Raw genomic sequence first — 18,738 nt, 5'->3', positions numbered from 1 at the left:
AGGCATCGAGGAGGCAGAACGTGGGGACACCGACACCGCTGGTCGACACGCTGTGTCTCGACGACCGCATCGTTCCGGTGCAGTCCGGCATCTACCTGCACGCCGGGGCGATGGACCGGGTCGAGACGACGGCCGCGTACCGGCACGCCGTCGACGCGCCGCCGGTCGACGCCGTCACGCGGGTCTTCCTCGACCCGTCCGACCTGGAACTGGCGTCCGACCTGTTCAAGCCGTTCCTGGACAACCTGCCGCAGCTCGCCCGGGACCGCATGCTGATCAACCTGAGCGGCGCGGGCGTTCCCGTCGACAACGCGCTCGCGCAGCGCTTCGCCGACCGGTTCGGGCTGCGGGTGGAGCTGGACGCCGCGCAGGTCGCCGATCCGGGCAGCCCGCTGGTGTCGGAGGTGATGCCCGGCCGGTGGGCCGTCGCGCCGCTCACGCCGGAACTGGCCGCGCTCGTCGACGAGCCACCCGTCGAGCAGTTGCTCGCACAGGTGCCGGAGCCCTCCGGGGTGCACCTCGGGCCACCGCCCACCGGATCGCGGGCTCCGGCGCTCCGGCCGCCCGCCGCCGAGCAGTGGGTCCCGTCGATGGCCGAGCTGGCGCAGCTGCTCGCCGACCCCAACACCGACCGCATGGAGAACGCCGCCTCGGCCGAGCGGATCGTGCAGCAGCTGCCCGACCGCTGGAACGCCCCGGGCCTCATGGCGCTGCTGTACGAGATCGGCGACTCGGTGGACCCGGCCCGCCCCGGCCGGGAGACGTACCTGGCGCCGCCGTCGTACGGCAACCTCGCCCGGCTCGCCGAGGACCTCGGCCGCCTCGCGGTCGAACGCTGGTTCACCGGCGGGAAGATGCCGGGCATCAGCTTCATCGCGCTGACCCCCGACGGCAGCACCCCGGACCGGCTGCCCGTCACGCAGCTCGCCGAGATGCTGCGCCAGGAACTGACCGACCTCGTGGTGCCGCGGGCGTTGGGGCCCGACGCGTCGCCGGAGGTGGTCGACGAGATCGTCCGCGACATCACCATCGGCGCCGACTGGTCCCAGGTGAAGCAGTCCGCCGCCGCCGACGACGACCGGTACCTCGTCATGGGCGTGCGGATCGAGGACTGGCAGTCGTTGCTGCTGCCGGACGACACCGTGCGGGCCACCGACACGGTGCTCAGCGACGCGTTCCGCCGCATGTGGTCCGGCTTCGCGCCGGGCGGGACCGTCGAGGTGCCGCCGGCGATGGCCACCGGCATGCAACAGCTGATCGACACCGCGACGATGGGGTGGAACGCCGCCGCCGCACCGCACCTCCACGGCGACCTGGCCCCGTTGAGCCTGACCGTGACGCCGAACCCGAAGGCGCGCTGGATCCGGTGGCAGGGCGGCGCACAGCCGGCGGCCCTGCGCGAGCCGGACGTGTGGTCCGGAGCGGTCACCCACCTGGAGCTGAACCACGTCCGCTCCGACCTGACGGGCCAGGCGCACGACAGCGTCCGGCCGCTCTTCGCCGAGAACGAGACCGGCCCCCGGCACCGGCTCAACGCGTCCACGACGACCCAGCTCTACCGGCTCGCCCACTACATCGCGCACAGCACCGGCCTGCCCGACGGCACCGGCCTGCAGCCGCACGAGTTCAGCGTGGTCACGTACGCGATCGGCGGGGATCCGGGCACGCCGCTCGACCGGGCCGGGCAGGATCTCGCCGACGAGGCCGCCCGGATGCTGCACCGCGAGGTGCTCCGCCAGCTGACCGTCCTGGAACGCGACGGCAACCCGCGCAACCTGACGGTGACGTTCACCCCGGCGACGATCGGGTCGCTGGTGCCCGGCCCGGCCGGCAGCGGCGCGCCCCGGTTCGGGGTCGCGGTGGCGTACAAGGGCATCTCGACCCAACCGGTCGCCGAGATCAACCTGCCGGGCAGCCTGCTGGCGGTGCCGCACAACCAGCCGACGGTGCGGATGACGTTCGCGAGCGGGCAGCCGGACCTGCTCGACGACGCGTCGCGCACCCGGATGGACCGCTTCGCGCGGATCGTCGCCGACGAGGCCATCCGCCGGATGAGGGCGCGGGAGGAGATGCCGCGCCTGTCGTTCGTCTCCTACACCTCGATCGCCTACGACGCCGGTCCCGAGTGGCCCGCGGTCCCCGCGTCGAGCCCGAACGCCAAGCAGGTCACGACCGTGCGCGCGAGTATGGCGGAGGCGCTCACCGAGGCGCTGGTCGTCGCGCTGCGCACCGAGTTCGGGGACCGGACGCTGGCCGAGGACGACCCGCGGGTGCAGCGGGTGCTGCGCGAGATCGGGATGGGCCCGGGCGGCACCGAACAGCTGCGCCTGTCGCCGGCCGAGAAGAAGCTGACCACGGCCGGCGGGGACACGCCGTGGTGGCCGCTGCCGGTCGACATCCGGTTCAGCAACGTGACGCTGCCGAACCGGGTGGGCGACCCGGCCCGGCTGCCCCGCGACGAGAGCAGCAACCCCAACTCCCGGCCCGGTTCGCCGGCGACGGAGGACCCCGGCCACGTGCACCGGCTGGACTACAACAGCCCGTGGCGGACCAGCACCGTCAGCGCCCTGGAGAACGGCTGGTGGCACGTGCCGCCGCACAAGCTGGTGCGCGGCGTCGACGAACGGATCGCGCGGCTCGGGCCCGGGTTCGGCGACGCGGCGGGCTACGTGGCGACCGTGGACAACGACCGCATCACGCGCTTCGCGAACGTCTCCGACCGGACGCACTACCCGAGCGTCTCCGGTGCCGCCGCGCACAACTCGTTCTCGGTGCTGCGCGCCGAACTGGAACCGGGCCGGTTCGTCAAGATCTACCGGCCGAAGCTGTACCTGCGGCGCGACCCGGACGTCTCCCGCAGCACGCAGAACCGGATCGTGGAGGTCGTCCGGGAGAGCCTGGCGGCGATCAACGAACGCTTCCGGCTGCCCAACGGCGACCAGTTCCACTTCGCGCTGGAGTTCGTCGACCGGCCCGAGGACGCCGACCGGGTCGTGCGCGTCACGAAGAACCCGCTGCGCAGGAACACCGTCGCCGCCGCCGACAACTGGCCGGCGAGCGTGCTGGACCGCGCCGGCGCCGGGCTGATCCGCACCGTGTTCCTGCACGAACTGCTGCACCTGTTGCAGCTCGACGACGAGTACCTGACCCGTTCGCAGCACTTCCAGGCGATCTTCCGCAGCCTGGTCGAGGGGCCGCTCGCCGAGGTGCGCGTCGAGCGGCCCGGGCACGGCCAGCTCATGGGCAACACGTTCCTGCGCGGGACGCCCGAGCAGTTGCGGCTGCTGGACCCGATCCGGCTGCTGTCGGTGCGGCACCTCTACGAGGTCGAACGCATGCAGCTGGCCGCGAGCGGCCCGGTGCCGACGCTGCCGTTCGACGCGTACACGCGGGCCGCCGTGCACGAGCCGCCCGCCGAGCCCACCGGCCTGTCGGCCGTGCGCGACGCGCTGTCGCGGTTCACGTTCGGCCTCACCGGTCACCTGGAGGACCCCGCCGAGCAGCCGAGCGGCCTGCACCTGGGCGGCCCGTCGTCGGCCGCAGCCGCGCAGCCGAAGCGGCTGGAGGACGTTCTGCCCCGGCCGAACAGCCGCCCGCTGCACGGCAACAACTGGTGGACCCCGGGCAAGCTGCAGGTCACCCTGCAGATCGACCGGGCCACCCGGGCGGTCTCGATCGCCGAGCGGGACGCGCCGGCGTTCCACCGGATGCTCGCCGCGCTCGTGCAGACCGCGGCGCAGCGGCACCGCGACGGCGGCGACATGCCCGCGGTGTCGTTCGGCGACGGCAGCAGCAACCCGATGATCAATCAGCTCGCGAGCAGGTTCCTGGTCGACACGTTCACCGGGGCGCTGACCGGCGACCCGATGCGGCGCGCGCTCGGGCTGGACGCCCCGCAGCCGCCGCGCCAGGAGCCGCGGTTCCCGGGCTCGCCGGAGGAACGGGAGGCGCTCAGGCAGGCGGCCGAGGCGGCCCGCACGGCGCGCGAGACGGCCGAGACACAGACCGCCGAACAGGTCCGGCAGGTCGGCGCGCGGGTGAAGATCTCGCCCACCCTGCGCCAGACCCCGGCCCCCAAGCTCGGATCGCAGCCGTCGGCGTCGCTGGTGCAGAGCCTGCCCGTCACGCTGACCGTCACCGAGTGGCTGCCCCGCCTGGACGGCGACTCCCCGGGCGAGTACGCCGACGACGCCATGCGCCAGGCCATGCACCAGCTGTGGGACGGCTTCGCGCCGAACCTGGAGATCGTGGGACCGACCGGCCGCGTCGCGATGATCGGCGACGCCGTGCAGCAGCGGCTCGACGCGCTGAACGACCGCGCCCGCGCGTTCGGCCTCCCGAAGCTCGCCACCGTCGACGTCACCCGCACCGCCGGCACCGGCACCGGCATGCGGTGGAACCCGAACGTCGGCGGCGACGACGAGCTCAACGAGCCGCGCATGTGGGACCGCGACTCCGTCGCCCACCTCGCGCTGAACACGGCCGGCGGCGCGCCGCAGCCCACCACCGTGCGGCAGCTGAAGGACGTCGCCTGGCTCATCGCCACGACCCGCAACCCGGACGGCAGCCTGCCCGCCAGCACCGGCGACATCCCGCACACGTTCACGGTGCTCACCTACGCGATCGGCGGCGCCCCGGACGCCGCGCACGCCGACGCCGGCCGGCAGCACGCCGAACGGGTCGCCGCACTCCTCGAGCACGAGGTGCGCGAACTGCTCACCATGCAGGTCGAGCACGGCATCGCACGCACCCTCGCCGTCACCGCGAAGAGTGCGACGCTCGGGCAGCTGTTCCCCGGCGATGCCGACGCCGGCCCGGCCCGGTGGGGCGTCGCCATCGCCTACACCGGCCCCGGCACCGAGGCGGTCCCGCCGCACCTCACGCCGCACGGCTCGATCAGCACCGGCGAGCAGCGGCCGTTGGTCCGGCTGACGTTCGAACGGGCCCGGGCGCTCAGCCCCGAGAAGCTCGACGGCGCGTCGCGGGAACGGCTGGAGTGGTTCATCAACCGGCTGGTGCAGTCGACCATGGTGCGCCTCGCCCAGCCGCAGCAGGAGTGGCCGAAGGTGGCGCTGGTCAACCGGCTCCCCGCCGGGGACCCCGCCGCCAAGGCCCGCACCGCCCAGGTGGAGACGCTCGTCAAGGAACTGACCGCGCTCGCGTTCCGGCGCCAGATCGCCGGCACCGACGCCGGCCGCGCCATGTCGGTGAACCAGCTCGACGCGGCCGCCCGGATGCTCGCCGGCCGGATCGTGATCGGCTCGGGCGACCTGCCCTGGCAGGCCCCGGACCGCCCGCTGCTCGCCGGCCCGCGCTCCTCGCCGGTGCCGCTGGACATCTGGTTCCAGAACGTCGACATCGCCCCGCGGGACGTCTCGCGGGCACCCGCCCTGGAGTTCCTCAACCCGTGGCGGGTCGCGTCGGCGGAGGCGCCCGACCCGATCTGGTGGCGGATGCCGCTCGGCCGGGCCGTCGCCGACGTCCCGAACTTCCTGAACACCTACAGCACCTTCCTGCGGGACAAGTTCCGCGACGTGACCATCGCCCCCACCCGGCCGATGGCGAACCGCAACGCCGGCCTCACCAAGCCGGCGCTGGCCGACGGCTCGCACGAGAGCACCTTCGGCGTGCTGCGGGCCGAGGTGGAGCCCGGCAAGTTCGTGCGCGTCCACCGGGTACGCGTCTTCCTGCGCACCCAGCCGGGCGTCGCCCTGAGCGTGCCGTTCCAGCTCCAGCAGCTCGCGCGGCAGGCCGCCGCCGAGGCGAACCACCGCTGGCGCACGGCCGACGGCGACCAGTTCCACCTCGACCTCGACTTCGTCACCGACCCGCGGCAGGCGACGCACACGGTGCTGGTGACGCCCGACGCGGTGATGCCGGGCGTCCTCGCCACGTCCAACAACTGGCCGGCGTCGCTGCTGAACCTGGCCCCGAACATCCGCGTCGCGGTGCTGCTCCACGAGCTGATGCACCTGCTCGGCCTGCCCGACGAGTACCCGTCGAACACCGACGCCTGGGTCGCCCCGAACCGCTTCACCTACAGCGGCGAAATGTCGCCGGCGCGCAGCCCCCGCCCGGTGAACACCGACCTGATGGGCAACGCGTGGTCCCAGGACCCGAACGTGCGCGCCGCCGACCTGCTGGCGCCGCGCTACATGTGGAAGATCCCGTACCTGGTGAACGACAAGGTCGGCACGCTGCCGGCGCTGTCGCACGACACCATCCGGAACGCGCCGAAGCCGATCTTCAGCCTTCCGCCGTCCACCCCCGGGTTCACCGGCCTCGGCATCAGCATGGGCGGTTCCATCTGGTCGTCGCCCATGACGCTGCCCTCCGGCGCGTCGTCGCGGTACCCCGTGGCGGAGATGGACCTCGACGCGCCGGAGCCGGTCCGGGTCGAGGGCGGGCACAACGCGGGCTTCGCGCAGCTGGCGCGGCGGCAGTTCGAGATCGGGCCGGAGGTCTACCAGGATTTCGGCAAGCGGCTCACCGACGCGCGCCGGCCGATCGCGTTCGTCGTCAACACCACCGTGCCGGCCGCGCAGGTGTCGAGGATCCCGCAGTTCGTCGAGGCCGTGCTGAACGGGCTGGCGGAGGGGACCCGGGTGGCGTTCGTCATCGGGGTCAACTCGCAGCGGGACCAGCCGGACGCGCGGCTCTACAGCGCCGTCGCCGAGGCGATGAACCTGGTGTCGGGGATCGACGCGCCGATCGCCGTCGTCGGGCACGCCGTCGGCTCGCTGGACAACGACTTCCCGTACGGCCGGGCCCGCAACGCCGTCCTGAACTCGCCCGAGAACGTGGCCGCGATCCAGGGCGTCGCCGGGCACAACTACTACCCGTACGTGGCGTTCCAGGACTTCGACGCGGGCTCGCGGATCACCCCGACCGGGCGGCACGTCTTCGACCAGTTCGCGTACATGGCCGAGTTCGACCCGGACGGCACGCTCGGCATGGTCGAGGTCGACTCCGACGACGAGACCGCCGAACCGAGGCCGGTGCGGCCGGCGCGGCCGATGATGTTCGCGGGCGGGTACCGCATCGGCGACACCGACGCGCTCGTCGAGGGCGTGCGGGCGCGGATCCAGGCCCGGATCAACAACCTGCGCCGCAAGCGCCCGCGCACCCACGACGGCAGCAACCCGCTCGCCGACGCGCAGGCCGCGCTGGCGAAGCTGGACCGGCCGGAGCAGTTCCTGGCGGACTTCGGGCGCGCGATGCGCCAGGACATGGCCGCCCGCGACGAACAGGCGAAGATCCACCCGCTGCTGCCCTACTCGCCGGAGACCGGCCTCATCGTCGACGGCCTGCTCCTGCTCGGCGACCCGGAGCTGCGCTTCGGCGACGGCAACGCCGAGTTCACCCACCTGGCCGAACGGATGCAGGAGGCCTACGGCCGGGAACTGGCCACCAGCCTCGGCGCCCCGACGCCGGCGGCCCTCGACGAGACCACGCGCACCGGCGATCTCCAGGTGGCCGCGCAGAACTACACGCACCGCAGCCGCGGTCGGGCGTTCATCCCGGCCTACCAGCAGGGCTCGACCCCCACCGACCTGGTCCGCATCGCCTCGACGTTCGCGTTGGAGGGCTGGGTCCCGCAGAGCCACGCCAACCTCAACCCGGTCGCGAACCGCTTCTACGCCGAGCGCGGCACCCAGCTGTACCGCTACGAGAACAGCCTGCGCACCAACGCGGTCCGCCAGGACCCCACGACGCCGTACCGGCAGCCGCCGGGCACCGCGCCGCAGCCGGACTGGCGCACCTCGATGCCCGCCGGCCAGCAGCGCAACCTCGGCGCCGACCCGGCCAACCGGCTGAACCCGACGATCTCCACGCCGGGGCCCGGCGACGACGACCGCGTCGGCGACCCGGACCCGATGGCGCCCGCACGCGGCATCGGCCTGGCCGCCGGGCAGCGGCTCATCGGCGGGCACCTGCTGGCGGCCACGACGCTGCCGGCGCGGATCGCGCAGGAGTTCGCCGACGCGCTGGCCACGCTGACCCGCGACGCGCCCGCGCTGGACCCGCGCTCGATCTACCACGCCGTCGCGGCGCAGCTGGACGAGACCGACCCCGAGGGGCTGCGCACCACGACGCTGCGCACCCACCGCGACCAGTACCAGCTGATGCGGCTCACCGAGATCCGCACCGACACGCCCTACGAGTACGGCCACTTCGTCACGGCCGCGCTGGCGCCCGTCCCGGCCGGCGGCGCCCGTTCCCGGGACGTCGACGCCGACGAGGTGGTCAAGCTCGGCTCGGCGCACGACGTCGTCGCCCAGGCCCTGGCGCGGGCGCTCAAGACCACGATCGTCGTGCACACCGACGGCATCGCGCGCGAGTTCGACCCGGTGGGCGCGAAGCCGCGGGGCACCCTGCACGTCAGCCGGGTGATCGACGAGCGGGGTCAGGCCGTTTACCGCCCCGGCGTCGACCTGCGCCGGTCGCCGCGGGTCGAGGTCGATCACGGCATGGAGCTGGACCGGGCCATGCCGGCGCCGGGCGGGACCGCGCCGGCTGGCGCCCGTTCCCTCGACGACCTGGTCGACGCGACGGCGTACGCCCGCGCCCTGGACGACCGGGCGTGGGCGGCGCCCGGCGTGCTGCGCCTGGAGCTGACCGTCGACCCCGCCGCCACGGACGGAGTCCGTCCGGCCACCGCCGATCGGCGGCTGTCCCGGTTCGTCGCCGCACTGGCAGATCTTGCCGTCGAACGTCACCGCGCCGGCGGGCCGATGCCGGCGCTGCGGTTCACCGGCGAGTACTCGAGCACGCGCGACCTGGACGCGGCCGCGGCGGGCTACCTGCGCGACCTGATCCGGACCGAACTTCCCGCCGAGCTGGAGCGCGCCCTCGGCGACGCGGCGACGCCGGAACTGGTGCGGCGGATCGCCGCCGCCGTCGACGTCGCCGACGCCGTGCAACGCGACGCCGGGATGTACCGGCGCCACCCGGTGACCGGCCCGACCAGGGTGAACGTGCGGGTCACGGCGGACAACTGGCACGCGCCGGTGCCGACCGCCGCGCCGACGTTCGCGCCCGACGCGATGCGCCAGGGCCTGCGGCGGCTGTGGGACGGCTTCGCCGCCGTCGGCGAGGTCCCCGGCGACACCCCCGCCACGACCCTGAACGCCGTGCGCGACGCCGCCGCCGACCTCAACGACCGGGCCGCCGCGCTCGGCCTCGACGGCTTCGTGGACCTGCGGGTGCAGGCGTTCGACGGCGCCGCCGCGGACACGCTGCGCTGGACGGCGAACCAGCGCGTCACCGCACTGTCCACCCCGCAGGTGTGGCACGCCGGCGTCACCCACCTCGAACTGCGCACCGCCGGCGGCGGCCTCCTGCCGTCCACCCTCGACCAGCTGCGCACCCTGGCGGGCCTCGCCGCGATCCAGCACGACGTGACGCGCACCCGCCCGGAGAGCCCGGACGGCGTGCCGCACGGGTTCGCGGTGGTCTCCTACGCCGTCGGCGGCCGGCCGTCGGACGTCGACGCGGCGACCGGCGCGCGGTACGCGGAGCTGGCCGCCGAGACATTCCTGCGGGAACTGCGGGCGCTGCTGACCGAGCAGGTCACGCAGGGCGTTGCGCGCACGCTGGCGGTCACCACGAGGACCGCGACGCTGGGGCACGTTCTCGGGGCGGACGGTGGGCCGACGCGGTGGGGCATCGCGATCAGGTACACCGGGCCGGTCGACGCCGCCGTGCCGCCGCACCTGACGCCCGGCGGCTCGCTCGGCACCGGTGAGCCGCGGCCGCTGGTGCGGCTCACGTTCGACGCGGACGGCCGGCTCGACCACGACTCGCTGATGCGCCTCGACACGTTCGCCGAACGGGTCGCCGGCACGCTGCGCCGGGGTGAGCGGCCGTATCTGTCGCTGCGGCCGTTCGAGACCGGCGACCGGGCTCTGGACGACGCGCGGGCCGCGGCGGTCACCGGGTACCTGCGCGCCGCGACGCACGACGCGATCGTCACGGCCACGCTGCAGTGGGCCCGCAACCGGGGCAAGGCGATGACGCCCGACGAGGCGATCCGCGCGGCCGACGGCAAGATGCGCAACTTCACGGTCACCGAGGCGCCGCCGGAGCGCTGGCCGGCGCCGAAGCGCCCCTCGACGGTCCACCCGGACTCCCACCCGGTGCCGTTCGACCTGCACTTCGGCGGCGTGCACCTGGATCCGGGCAACGACCGGGAGACCCCGCCGCTGCTGGACTACCTCAACCCGTGGCGCACCAGCCGGGTCCGGCCCGGGGCCGCCGGCTGGTGGCAGGTGCCCGCCGACGCGCTCGTCACCGACGTCGACGTGCGGCTGCGTTCCGTCGCCGCGCTGGCCCCGGAGGCCACCCGCGCCGTCGACTTCTCCGTCGACGAGCCTCATGTGAACGCCTCCGCGGGGCTCGGGGTGCGCAGTCTGGTCACCGTCCCGATGCGCCACCGGTACGACGTGACCCGGGTCGAGTTCGCGCCCGGCAAGGTCGTGCGCGCGTTCCACCAACGCATCTATCTGGAGCGCGTGGACGACGTCAGCCGCGTGATCGAGAACGACCTGAAGAAGATGGCGCTGGAGGCCGTCGCCGACATCAACCACCGCTTCCGGCTGCCGAACGGCGACCAGTTCCACCTGACGCTGGAGTTCGTCGACGACCCGGCGAAGGCGACGAACACGGTGCGGCTCAGCAAGCGGCCCCTCGCGGCCGGGGCGCTCGCCAGCCACGACAACTGGCCGGGCACGCTGTCCGGGCTGCCGGCCGCCCGGGCGAGGCTGATCCTCCTGCACGAGCTCATGCACCTGATGGGCCTCGACGACGAGTACATCTCCCGCACGCAGAAGTTCCTCCAGCCGTTCCGCAACGACCGGGGGCCGGGGTACGGCTACCGGGCGCGGCGGGTCGACCGGACCGACCTGATGGGCGTCATCGGCGACTACGGGCCGAACGTCGCGTACCCCCGGGCGCGGGACCTGCTCATGCCGCGCTACCTGCACGCCCTCGACCGCGTGCTGACGAACGCCGTCGGCGCGCCGGTGCGGCCGTTCGCGCCGCCGCCGGCGGAGTCCACCCGCGACGTGACGCTGGAGCCGGGCCAGAACGTCCTGGACGTGCACACCCAGCACGTTCCGGACCTGCAGCACCTCACCGGCGTGAACGTCGAACAGATCGACCCCGCCACGGTGGCCCGGCGGGTGTCGCAACTGCCGGACACGTGGACGGCGCCGGGCAAGATGCGCATGTTCTTCACCGCCCGGCCGACCGTGGCACTCGATCCGACCTCGGTGGGCCGCATGGCGCGGGTGGCCGAGGAACTGGCGGTGCTGGCGGTCGAACGCTTCCGCACCGGCGGCCCCCGCACGAGCGTGAGCCTCACCGCGTACACGCCGGACGGCACCGCACCGGGCGCGGCCGTGGTGACCCACATGGTCGACACGTTGCGCACGGAACTGCGCGAGGTGACCGTTCCGCGCGCGCTCGGCGCGGACGCCACCCCGGAGCGGGTCGACGCCGTGCTGGAGCGCATCACGCTGCCGGACGCGTGGCAGGAGGCCGTCGCCGTCCGGATGCCGGCCGACAGCCCGTTCCTGCCGTTCACGCTGCAGATCGACGGCTGGCAGCAGGCCGTCCTGCCGGCGGCGCCGGACGCCGCGGCCACGACGGTGCTCACGGACGGCTTCCGGCGGCTGTGGTCCGGGATCCCGGCCGCCGGCACCGCGCTGGTCCCGCAGGCGGCCGTCCCGCAGGTGCGGCAACGGTTCGACACGTTGACCGACCGGTGGCGCGCCAAGGCCGACGAGTACGGACTCACCTACGAACGCGGCCCGTTCGCCCTCAAGGTCCAACCGGCGCCGACCGGCTCCCAGATGCGCTGGGCGACGAACCGGCAGCAGGAGAAGCTGCTCCAGCCGTACCTGTGGAGCGAGGAGGCCACCCACGTCCAGCTGCACCAGGTCGACGGCGACCTGCAGCCGGCCACGATCGAGACGATCAACCGCCTGGTGCACTTCGCCGTGCAGGACCTGGGCGACGAGGACATCGCCAGCCCGGGCGGCGTCCCGCAGGAACTGGTGGTGCTCACCTACGCGGTCGGCGGGGCCGACGGCGCCGACAACGCCGGCCGCGAACTGGCCGCCAAGGCCGCCGCGATGCTGGAGAAGGGAATCCGCCGGCGGCTGAGCCTGCTCCAGCGCGGCGACACCCCGCGGGACCTCATCGTCACCACGAAGGCGGACACGCTCGGCACCCTCGTTCCGGGCGCACCGGGCAGCGCGCAGCGCTGGGGCATGGCGGTCGTCTACAAGCGCAGCGGCGACCTGCCCGCCCCGCCGCACCTCGCTCCGGGCGGGCGCATCGCGCCGGGCACCTCGCGGCCGATCGTGCGGCTCACGTTCGACACCGCCGCCCCGACCGGCGTCGACCCCGAGTCCGAACGCCGCATCGACGCCTTCGCCCGCACGGTCGCGGCGAGCGCGATCCGCCACGACCGGGCCGGTACGCCGATGCCGGTGCTGGAGTTCGTCGGGCACTCGTCACCGGCCTACCCGGCGGTCGACGGCCGGCCCGCGATCCCCGCGACCACCCCGGACGAACGGCAGCTGACCGCCGCGCACGACCGGCTGCGGGAGACCGTCCGCGAGGCGCTCGCCGCCCAGCTCGGCGTTGCGCAGGCGCACCCCGAGGTGACCCGCCTGCTCGACGCGATCGGCATGCGGCGCGAGTGGACCGTCGAACCGCTCCGGCTGAGCGCGACGCAGCAGCGCGAACACGCCGGGGACGGCCGGCCGCCGGCGTGGCCGCTGCCGGTGGACGTGCGGTTCCGCAACGTGGACCGGGCCGACCCGACCGCCGGGCACACCGACCCGCTGGCCGACAACGCCACGCGCACCGGCGAACGCCACCTGCCGGCCGACCCGACCGCGCCGCCGAAACTGGAGTACCTGAGCCCGTGGCGCACCGACACCACGAGCGTGGCCGGGAACGGCTGGTGGACGCTGCCGCGCGAGCGGACGTCGTTCGAGGTCGGGCAGCAGCTGCGGCGCATCGGGCCGGTGCTCGGCGCGGACCTGGCCGCACGGGTGCGCACCGTCGAACTGGCGCGCGACCGCACGTACGTGCAGACCTCCGCCAACCCGCTGCTCGCGCCGCTGGCGCACAGCACCAACTCCAGCCGCTACGACGTGGTGCGCATCGAGACGGAGCCGGGCAGGTTCACCAAGGTGTTCCGGCCGCGGCTGCACATCGTGCGCGGAGCCGGCGTCAACGGGGCCACCGAACGCCGCATCCTCGGGCTGGTGCAGGAGGTCGTCAACCTCGTCAACCACCGGTTCCGGCTGCCCGGCGGGGACCAGTTCCACTTCGCGCCGATCCTGGTGCCGGAACGCGCCCAGGCCGACCGGGTGGTCAACGTGACCGCCGAGGCCCTCAAGGAGGGTGTGCTCGCCTCGGCCGACAACTGGCCGGCGTCGATGCTGCGGCTGCCGCGCGGCGTCGTGAAGACCGTTCTCCTGCACGAACTGCTGCACCTGCTGGGGCTCGACGACGAGTACTTCGCCCGGACGACGAACTACGCGTCGACGTTCAAGCAGCTGGTGCGCGACGCCCTCGCCGAACTGCGGATCACCCGCCCGGGCCACGACCAGCTCATGGGCAACCGGTGGCAACTGGGCACACCGGAGCAGTTGGCGAACCTGGACCCGGTGCGCCTCATGGCCTCGCGGCACCTGTTCGAGATCGAACGGCTCCAGGTCGCCGAGATCCGGGACCTGCCGACCGTTCCGTACAGCGACTACCGGGCCGCCGTGGACCGCTCGGCCGCGCCGGCGAACTCCGGCGGGGTGTTCTCGTCGATGCGTTCGCTGCTCTACCCGCTGCTGCCACCGAGCGGGCAGTACGTGACGGCGCTCGAGTTCGACGACGCACCCGGGGAGCGGATGGAGGCGTGGGGCGACTTCATCTCGGCGCTCAGAACCCGTTCCCTCCCGTCCGTCCTGGCCGAGTCCGACGGCCCGGAGAGTCTCGACCGGGGCACGTGGCACGCGCCCGGCACCGTCGAGGTGACCCTCCGGGTCGACCTGCGCTCGGGAACGCCGCAGGTGCGGCTGCACGACGGCGACGACTCCCGGGTCGCGCGGCTCGTCGCCGACCTGTCCCGCTCGGCGGCGCAGAACCTCGCCAACGGCGGACCGGACCTCTCCGTGCGCATGGTCACCCCGGACCCGGACTACCTGCCGGCCGACCGGGCGGCCGCGGCGTTCCTGCACACGCTCGTCACCAAGGAACTGCGCGGCGCCGCGATGGACCGCGCGCTCGGCCCGGACGCCGACCCGGCGGAGGCCACCCGGGCCGCCGGCAAGGTCACCGTCGGCAGCACCCCGGTCCGGACCGGCATGCAGAGCGGTCGCGAAAGGACCCCCCGCCGGCCGGTGGACGTGACGGTCCGGCTGACCGTCGACGCGGCGCACGGCTCGACGCCGCAGCAGCCCGCGGACTTCGCCGAGGAGGTGCTGCGCCAGCAGCTGCACCGGCTGTGGCACGGGTTCTCGCCGAGCAGCGTGGTGGTGGGTGACCGCCGGTCCGCCGCGCAGGCCGCGATCACCGCGCAGGTCGACGCGTTGCGGGCCCGGGCGGCCGCGGTCGGCATCCCGCAGCTCGCCGAGTTCCGCAGCGGCACCGGTTTCGGCTCCGGCGCGCTCGCGACGCAGTACTACAGCAACGAACGCGAGCGGGACCTCGTCCGGCCGCAGGCGTGGGCCAAGGGCCGGGCGACCAACCTCGAACTCGACGTCGCCGGCGGCGGCCTCCAGCCGCAGACCCTCGACCAGCTGCGCAACTACGCGTGGTTCGTGGCGACCCAGGAGGCCCCGACGGGTGGGCTCCCGGGCAGCCCGGACCTGCTGCCGCATCAGTTCACCGTCGTCGCGTACGCGGTCGGCGGGGCCGCGCACGACGGGCTGGAGCAGGCCGGCCGGGACTACGCCGAGCAGGCCGCCCGATACCTCGAACGGCAGATCCGGGAGAACCTGACCCGGCAGGCCGACCGCGGGGTGCCGCGCGACCTCATCGTGACGACCGAGTCGGCGATGCTCGGCCACATCCTGCACACCGGGCAGAACGGCCCGCCGCGCTGGGGCCTGGCGATCGCGTACAAGGGCGTGGGCAGCACACCGGCACCGGCGCACCTCGCCCCGCAGGGCCGCCCGGCGACCGGGCAGCAGGAGCCGACGCTGCGCTTCACCTTCGACGGCGACGCGCTCGACGCCGAGTCGGCGCGGCGCCTGAGCGCGTTCGCCAAACAGGTCGCGAAGAGCGTCGACCTCCCGACGACGGTGCCCGCGCTGTCGGTCGTCGGATACGACACCGACCGGTACAAAACCTCGCCGGCCCGCCTCACCGCCGTCCGGGAGACCCTGGTCCGGGAACTGACCGGGCCGCTGACGGAGGCGATCGAGGCGTACGCGGCGCGGGAGAACCTCCCCGTCACCGGCGACGAGGTGCCCCGCGCCGTCGCGCGGATCATCCAGGCGACCGGGCTCACCGACCCGGTCCCGAACCAGGCGTGGACCCTGCCGGCGGTCGCCAGGAAGGAGAGGGGCCCGGCGCCCGCCTCGGTCGTGCCGGTCGACATCCGGTTCAGCGGCGTGAACCTCTTCGCCGACCCGGCCGCGACCCCGATCCGGCTCGACTACGCCAGCGAGTGGCGCACCAACACCGCCGACCCCACGAAGAACGGCTGGTGGAGCCTGCCGCCGGAGCGGGCCGTCACGAACATCGACCCGGCGCGGCTGTCGGAACTGCTGAAGCGGCACGCCGTCCCGGTCAGAAGTTCCCGGCAGCGGGCGCACGTCTACGACGGCGAGGACATCGCCGAACCGCTGCTGCGCCAGCACTCGCTGACCCAGCGGTACGACCTCGCCCGGCTGGAACTCAAGCCCGGCACCGTCGTGCGGGTGCACCACCTGCGGCTGCACCTGAAGGCCGGCGCGGGCGCGTCGAAGGAGGCCGTCGACGAGCTGAAGGCGCTCGCCGAGACGGCGGTCGCCCAGGTGAACGGCCGCTTCCTGACGCCGGACGGCGACCAGTTCCACATCGCGCTGGACTTCACCGACGACCCGGCCGAGGCGATGCGGGTCATCGACGTCCCGCAGCAGATGGCCAAGGCCGGCACCTACGCGAACTCCGGCACCTGGCCGGTCAGCCTGACCGGCCGGCCGGCGGGGCTGCGGCTGACCGTCCTGCTGCACGAGATCGTGCACCTGCTGGGCCTGTACGACGAGTACATCCCGCAGGGGCAGACGCTGATCGACGTGTTCCGCCACGTGACGGAGCCCAACCTGACCGACCTGCGCAACCCGCGCCCGGGCAACGACGCGCTGATGGGCAACGCGTACACCGCCGCGTCCGAGCAGGAGCAGGCGAACCTGCGCCCGGAGGCGCTGTTCTCGCCGCGCTACGTGTTCGCGATCCGGCAGTCGCAGCAGGGCACGGTCCCGGCGCTGCGGGCCGTTCCGCACGCGGAGGTCAAGACGCCGGAGACCACCGGCGTGCACCTGGGGACCACCGACGGGCAGCAGCTGCCGACCCGCACCGGCGGCTCCGGGTTCCGGGACGGCTGGACCACGTTGACGGCGGGCCAGGGGTCCTCGACCCCCGTCGCCCCCCGGGCCGAGGCGCCGACCGTGGGCGCCGCCGCCGAGGCGCAGAACCGTCCGGTCGTCGGCCGCGAGTTCCGCTACCTGACGCAGGGGCAGTGGCTGCGGATGGACGCGCTGCACCTGGACGCCGTCGTGCCGGAGGACGGGAGCACGTTCTTCCCCGCGCTGATCACCACGGTGGGCCGCGCCGAACTGGCCGACCTCACCGGGCTGTCCACAGTGGACGAGTCGACGCTGCGGAACCTGTTCGCCGACCACCTGGCGGCGCACACCGCCGACTACGCGGAGGCGCTGGGCGGCATCGAACCGCACGTCGCCGTGAACGTGCTGCGCGCCACCGGTCCCGACCCGGAGCGGATCGTGGACCTGCTCCCCCGGCTCGCCACCGACCGGCTGAACCTCGGGATCCGGGTGCTGCGCCCGGCCGGGCTGGTCGACGCGCACCCGCGCGACGGCCGCCGCACGGTGACGCTGATCCGCAACGAGGGCCCGACGCACTTCCTCGCCACCCGGCCGGACCCGCCGAGCGTGCCGCAGCGGGCCGTCGGCACGGTGCCGCAGGCCGAGGCCGCGCTGCGCGCCCTGCTCGACGCGCTGCGCACGAGCACCCCGGAGGCGCGGGTGACGGCGGTGCGGCGGTTCTTCGACGGTGTCCCGCAGGACGTCGCCACCGGCCTGGCGACGAACGTTCCCGACCTCGTCGGCAACCTCGAGGGCGCGCCGTACCCGCTGCGGTTCGCGGCCAACCAGCAGCGGATCGCGGCGCGCGCCGCCCGGACGTCGAACCCCGCCGTGCGCGACGCGATGCGCAAACTGCTGGAGGGCGTGGAGACCTGGGTCGTCGGCCCGGACGGCGAACCGGGCCGGCGGATGGTGCCGCGCCAGATCCTCACGTTCGACCCCGCGTGGCCGGGCCGGGTGGTCGAGGTGCGCGGCGACCTCGCGACGGCCGGCCGGGTGGGGGTGCTGGTCCCCGGCATGCTCGGCGGCCTCAACCGGTACCCGACCCTGGTGGCGAGCGCCGACAACGTCCGCAACCTCGCCGGCCCCGGGCAGACCGCCACGATCGCCTGGCTCGGCTACCGGTCGCCGCAGCACGCCGACGCGATGACGGTGGCGGCCGCGAAGGAGGGCGGCGCGCTGCTGCGGGAGTTCCGGGCCGGGCTGCAGGCGGAACTGGCGCCCGGTGCGACGGTGACGGTGTCCGCGCACAGCTACGGCACGCTGGTCACCTCGTACGCGCTGCGGGACGGGACGCCGTTCGACAACGTGGTGCTGATGGGCTCCCCCGGCATCGGCACGAACATCCGTTCCGCCGCCGACCTGGGCCTGGCGCCGGGCAGCCGGCTGTACACCGCCCGGGCACCCGGTGACGCGGTCTCGTACGTCGGCTATCACGGCCCCGACCCGGCGACGTTCGCCGACGCGTTCCGGTTCGGCACCGCGGGTGGGAAGAAGGACGCGTCGGGGCACGTCTCCTACTACGCGCCCGGCACCCGTTCGCTGACGAACGTGGGCCACGTCGTCGCGGGGCGGCACGGCGACGTCACCCCGGCGGAGACCACCGTGCCGCAGCAGGTGCCCGGCCGGTCGAACGCCGCCCGGTTCAACGACTTCACGTCGGGCATCAGCAGCTGGTGGAACCGGTCGACGACACCGGCGGCACCGGCCAGCCCGGCGCCGCCGACCGGCCGGGGCACGCCCGCGTTCGGTCGGCCGGTGCTCGCCACCTCGCAGGGCACCGGTGTCCCGTCCACCGCACCGGCGCCCGACGCGCGTGAGTCGGTGCACGACCAGCTGACCGCGTTGGACGGCACCGGCGGGAACCCGCTCGTCGTGCAGGCCATCTCGGCGGCGTTCGAACATCTGCGGCACGGCCGGCGGGACCTGGCGGACGCGGCCATCGCGACGGTCGCGAAGGAGCTGGACGACCCGGCGGCGAAGGCGCTGTGGGTCGGCCGCGTGATCCAGATCATGGACAGCCGGTCCGATCGGCAGACGCAGTCCGTCCTGCACACCGTCAGCGAGATGGTCGTGCACTGCCGTTTCCTGCCGGCGTCACAGCAACCGCCGCAGTCGTGAACCGAACCGCGCC

General features: G+C 74.1%; 1 protein-coding gene. It reads left to right on the top strand.

Annotated elements, in window-relative coordinates:
• Positions 1 to 20: 20 nt before the first annotated feature.
• Positions 21 to 18,725 carry an alpha/beta hydrolase gene (locus tag Val02_RS22545; RefSeq protein WP_203901157.1) on the top strand — a complete coding sequence of 6,235 codons (18,705 nt, stop codon included), beginning with the start codon at positions 21 to 23 and terminating at the stop codon, positions 18,723 to 18,725.
• The last annotated feature ends 13 nt before the right edge of the window (positions 18,726 to 18,738 follow it).

It is taken from the genome of Virgisporangium aliadipatigenens, assembly GCF_016863615.1.
Lineage (GTDB): Bacteria > Actinomycetota > Actinomycetes > Mycobacteriales > Micromonosporaceae > Virgisporangium > Virgisporangium aliadipatigenens.
This window is presented reverse-complemented; position numbering and strand designations above follow the sequence as displayed.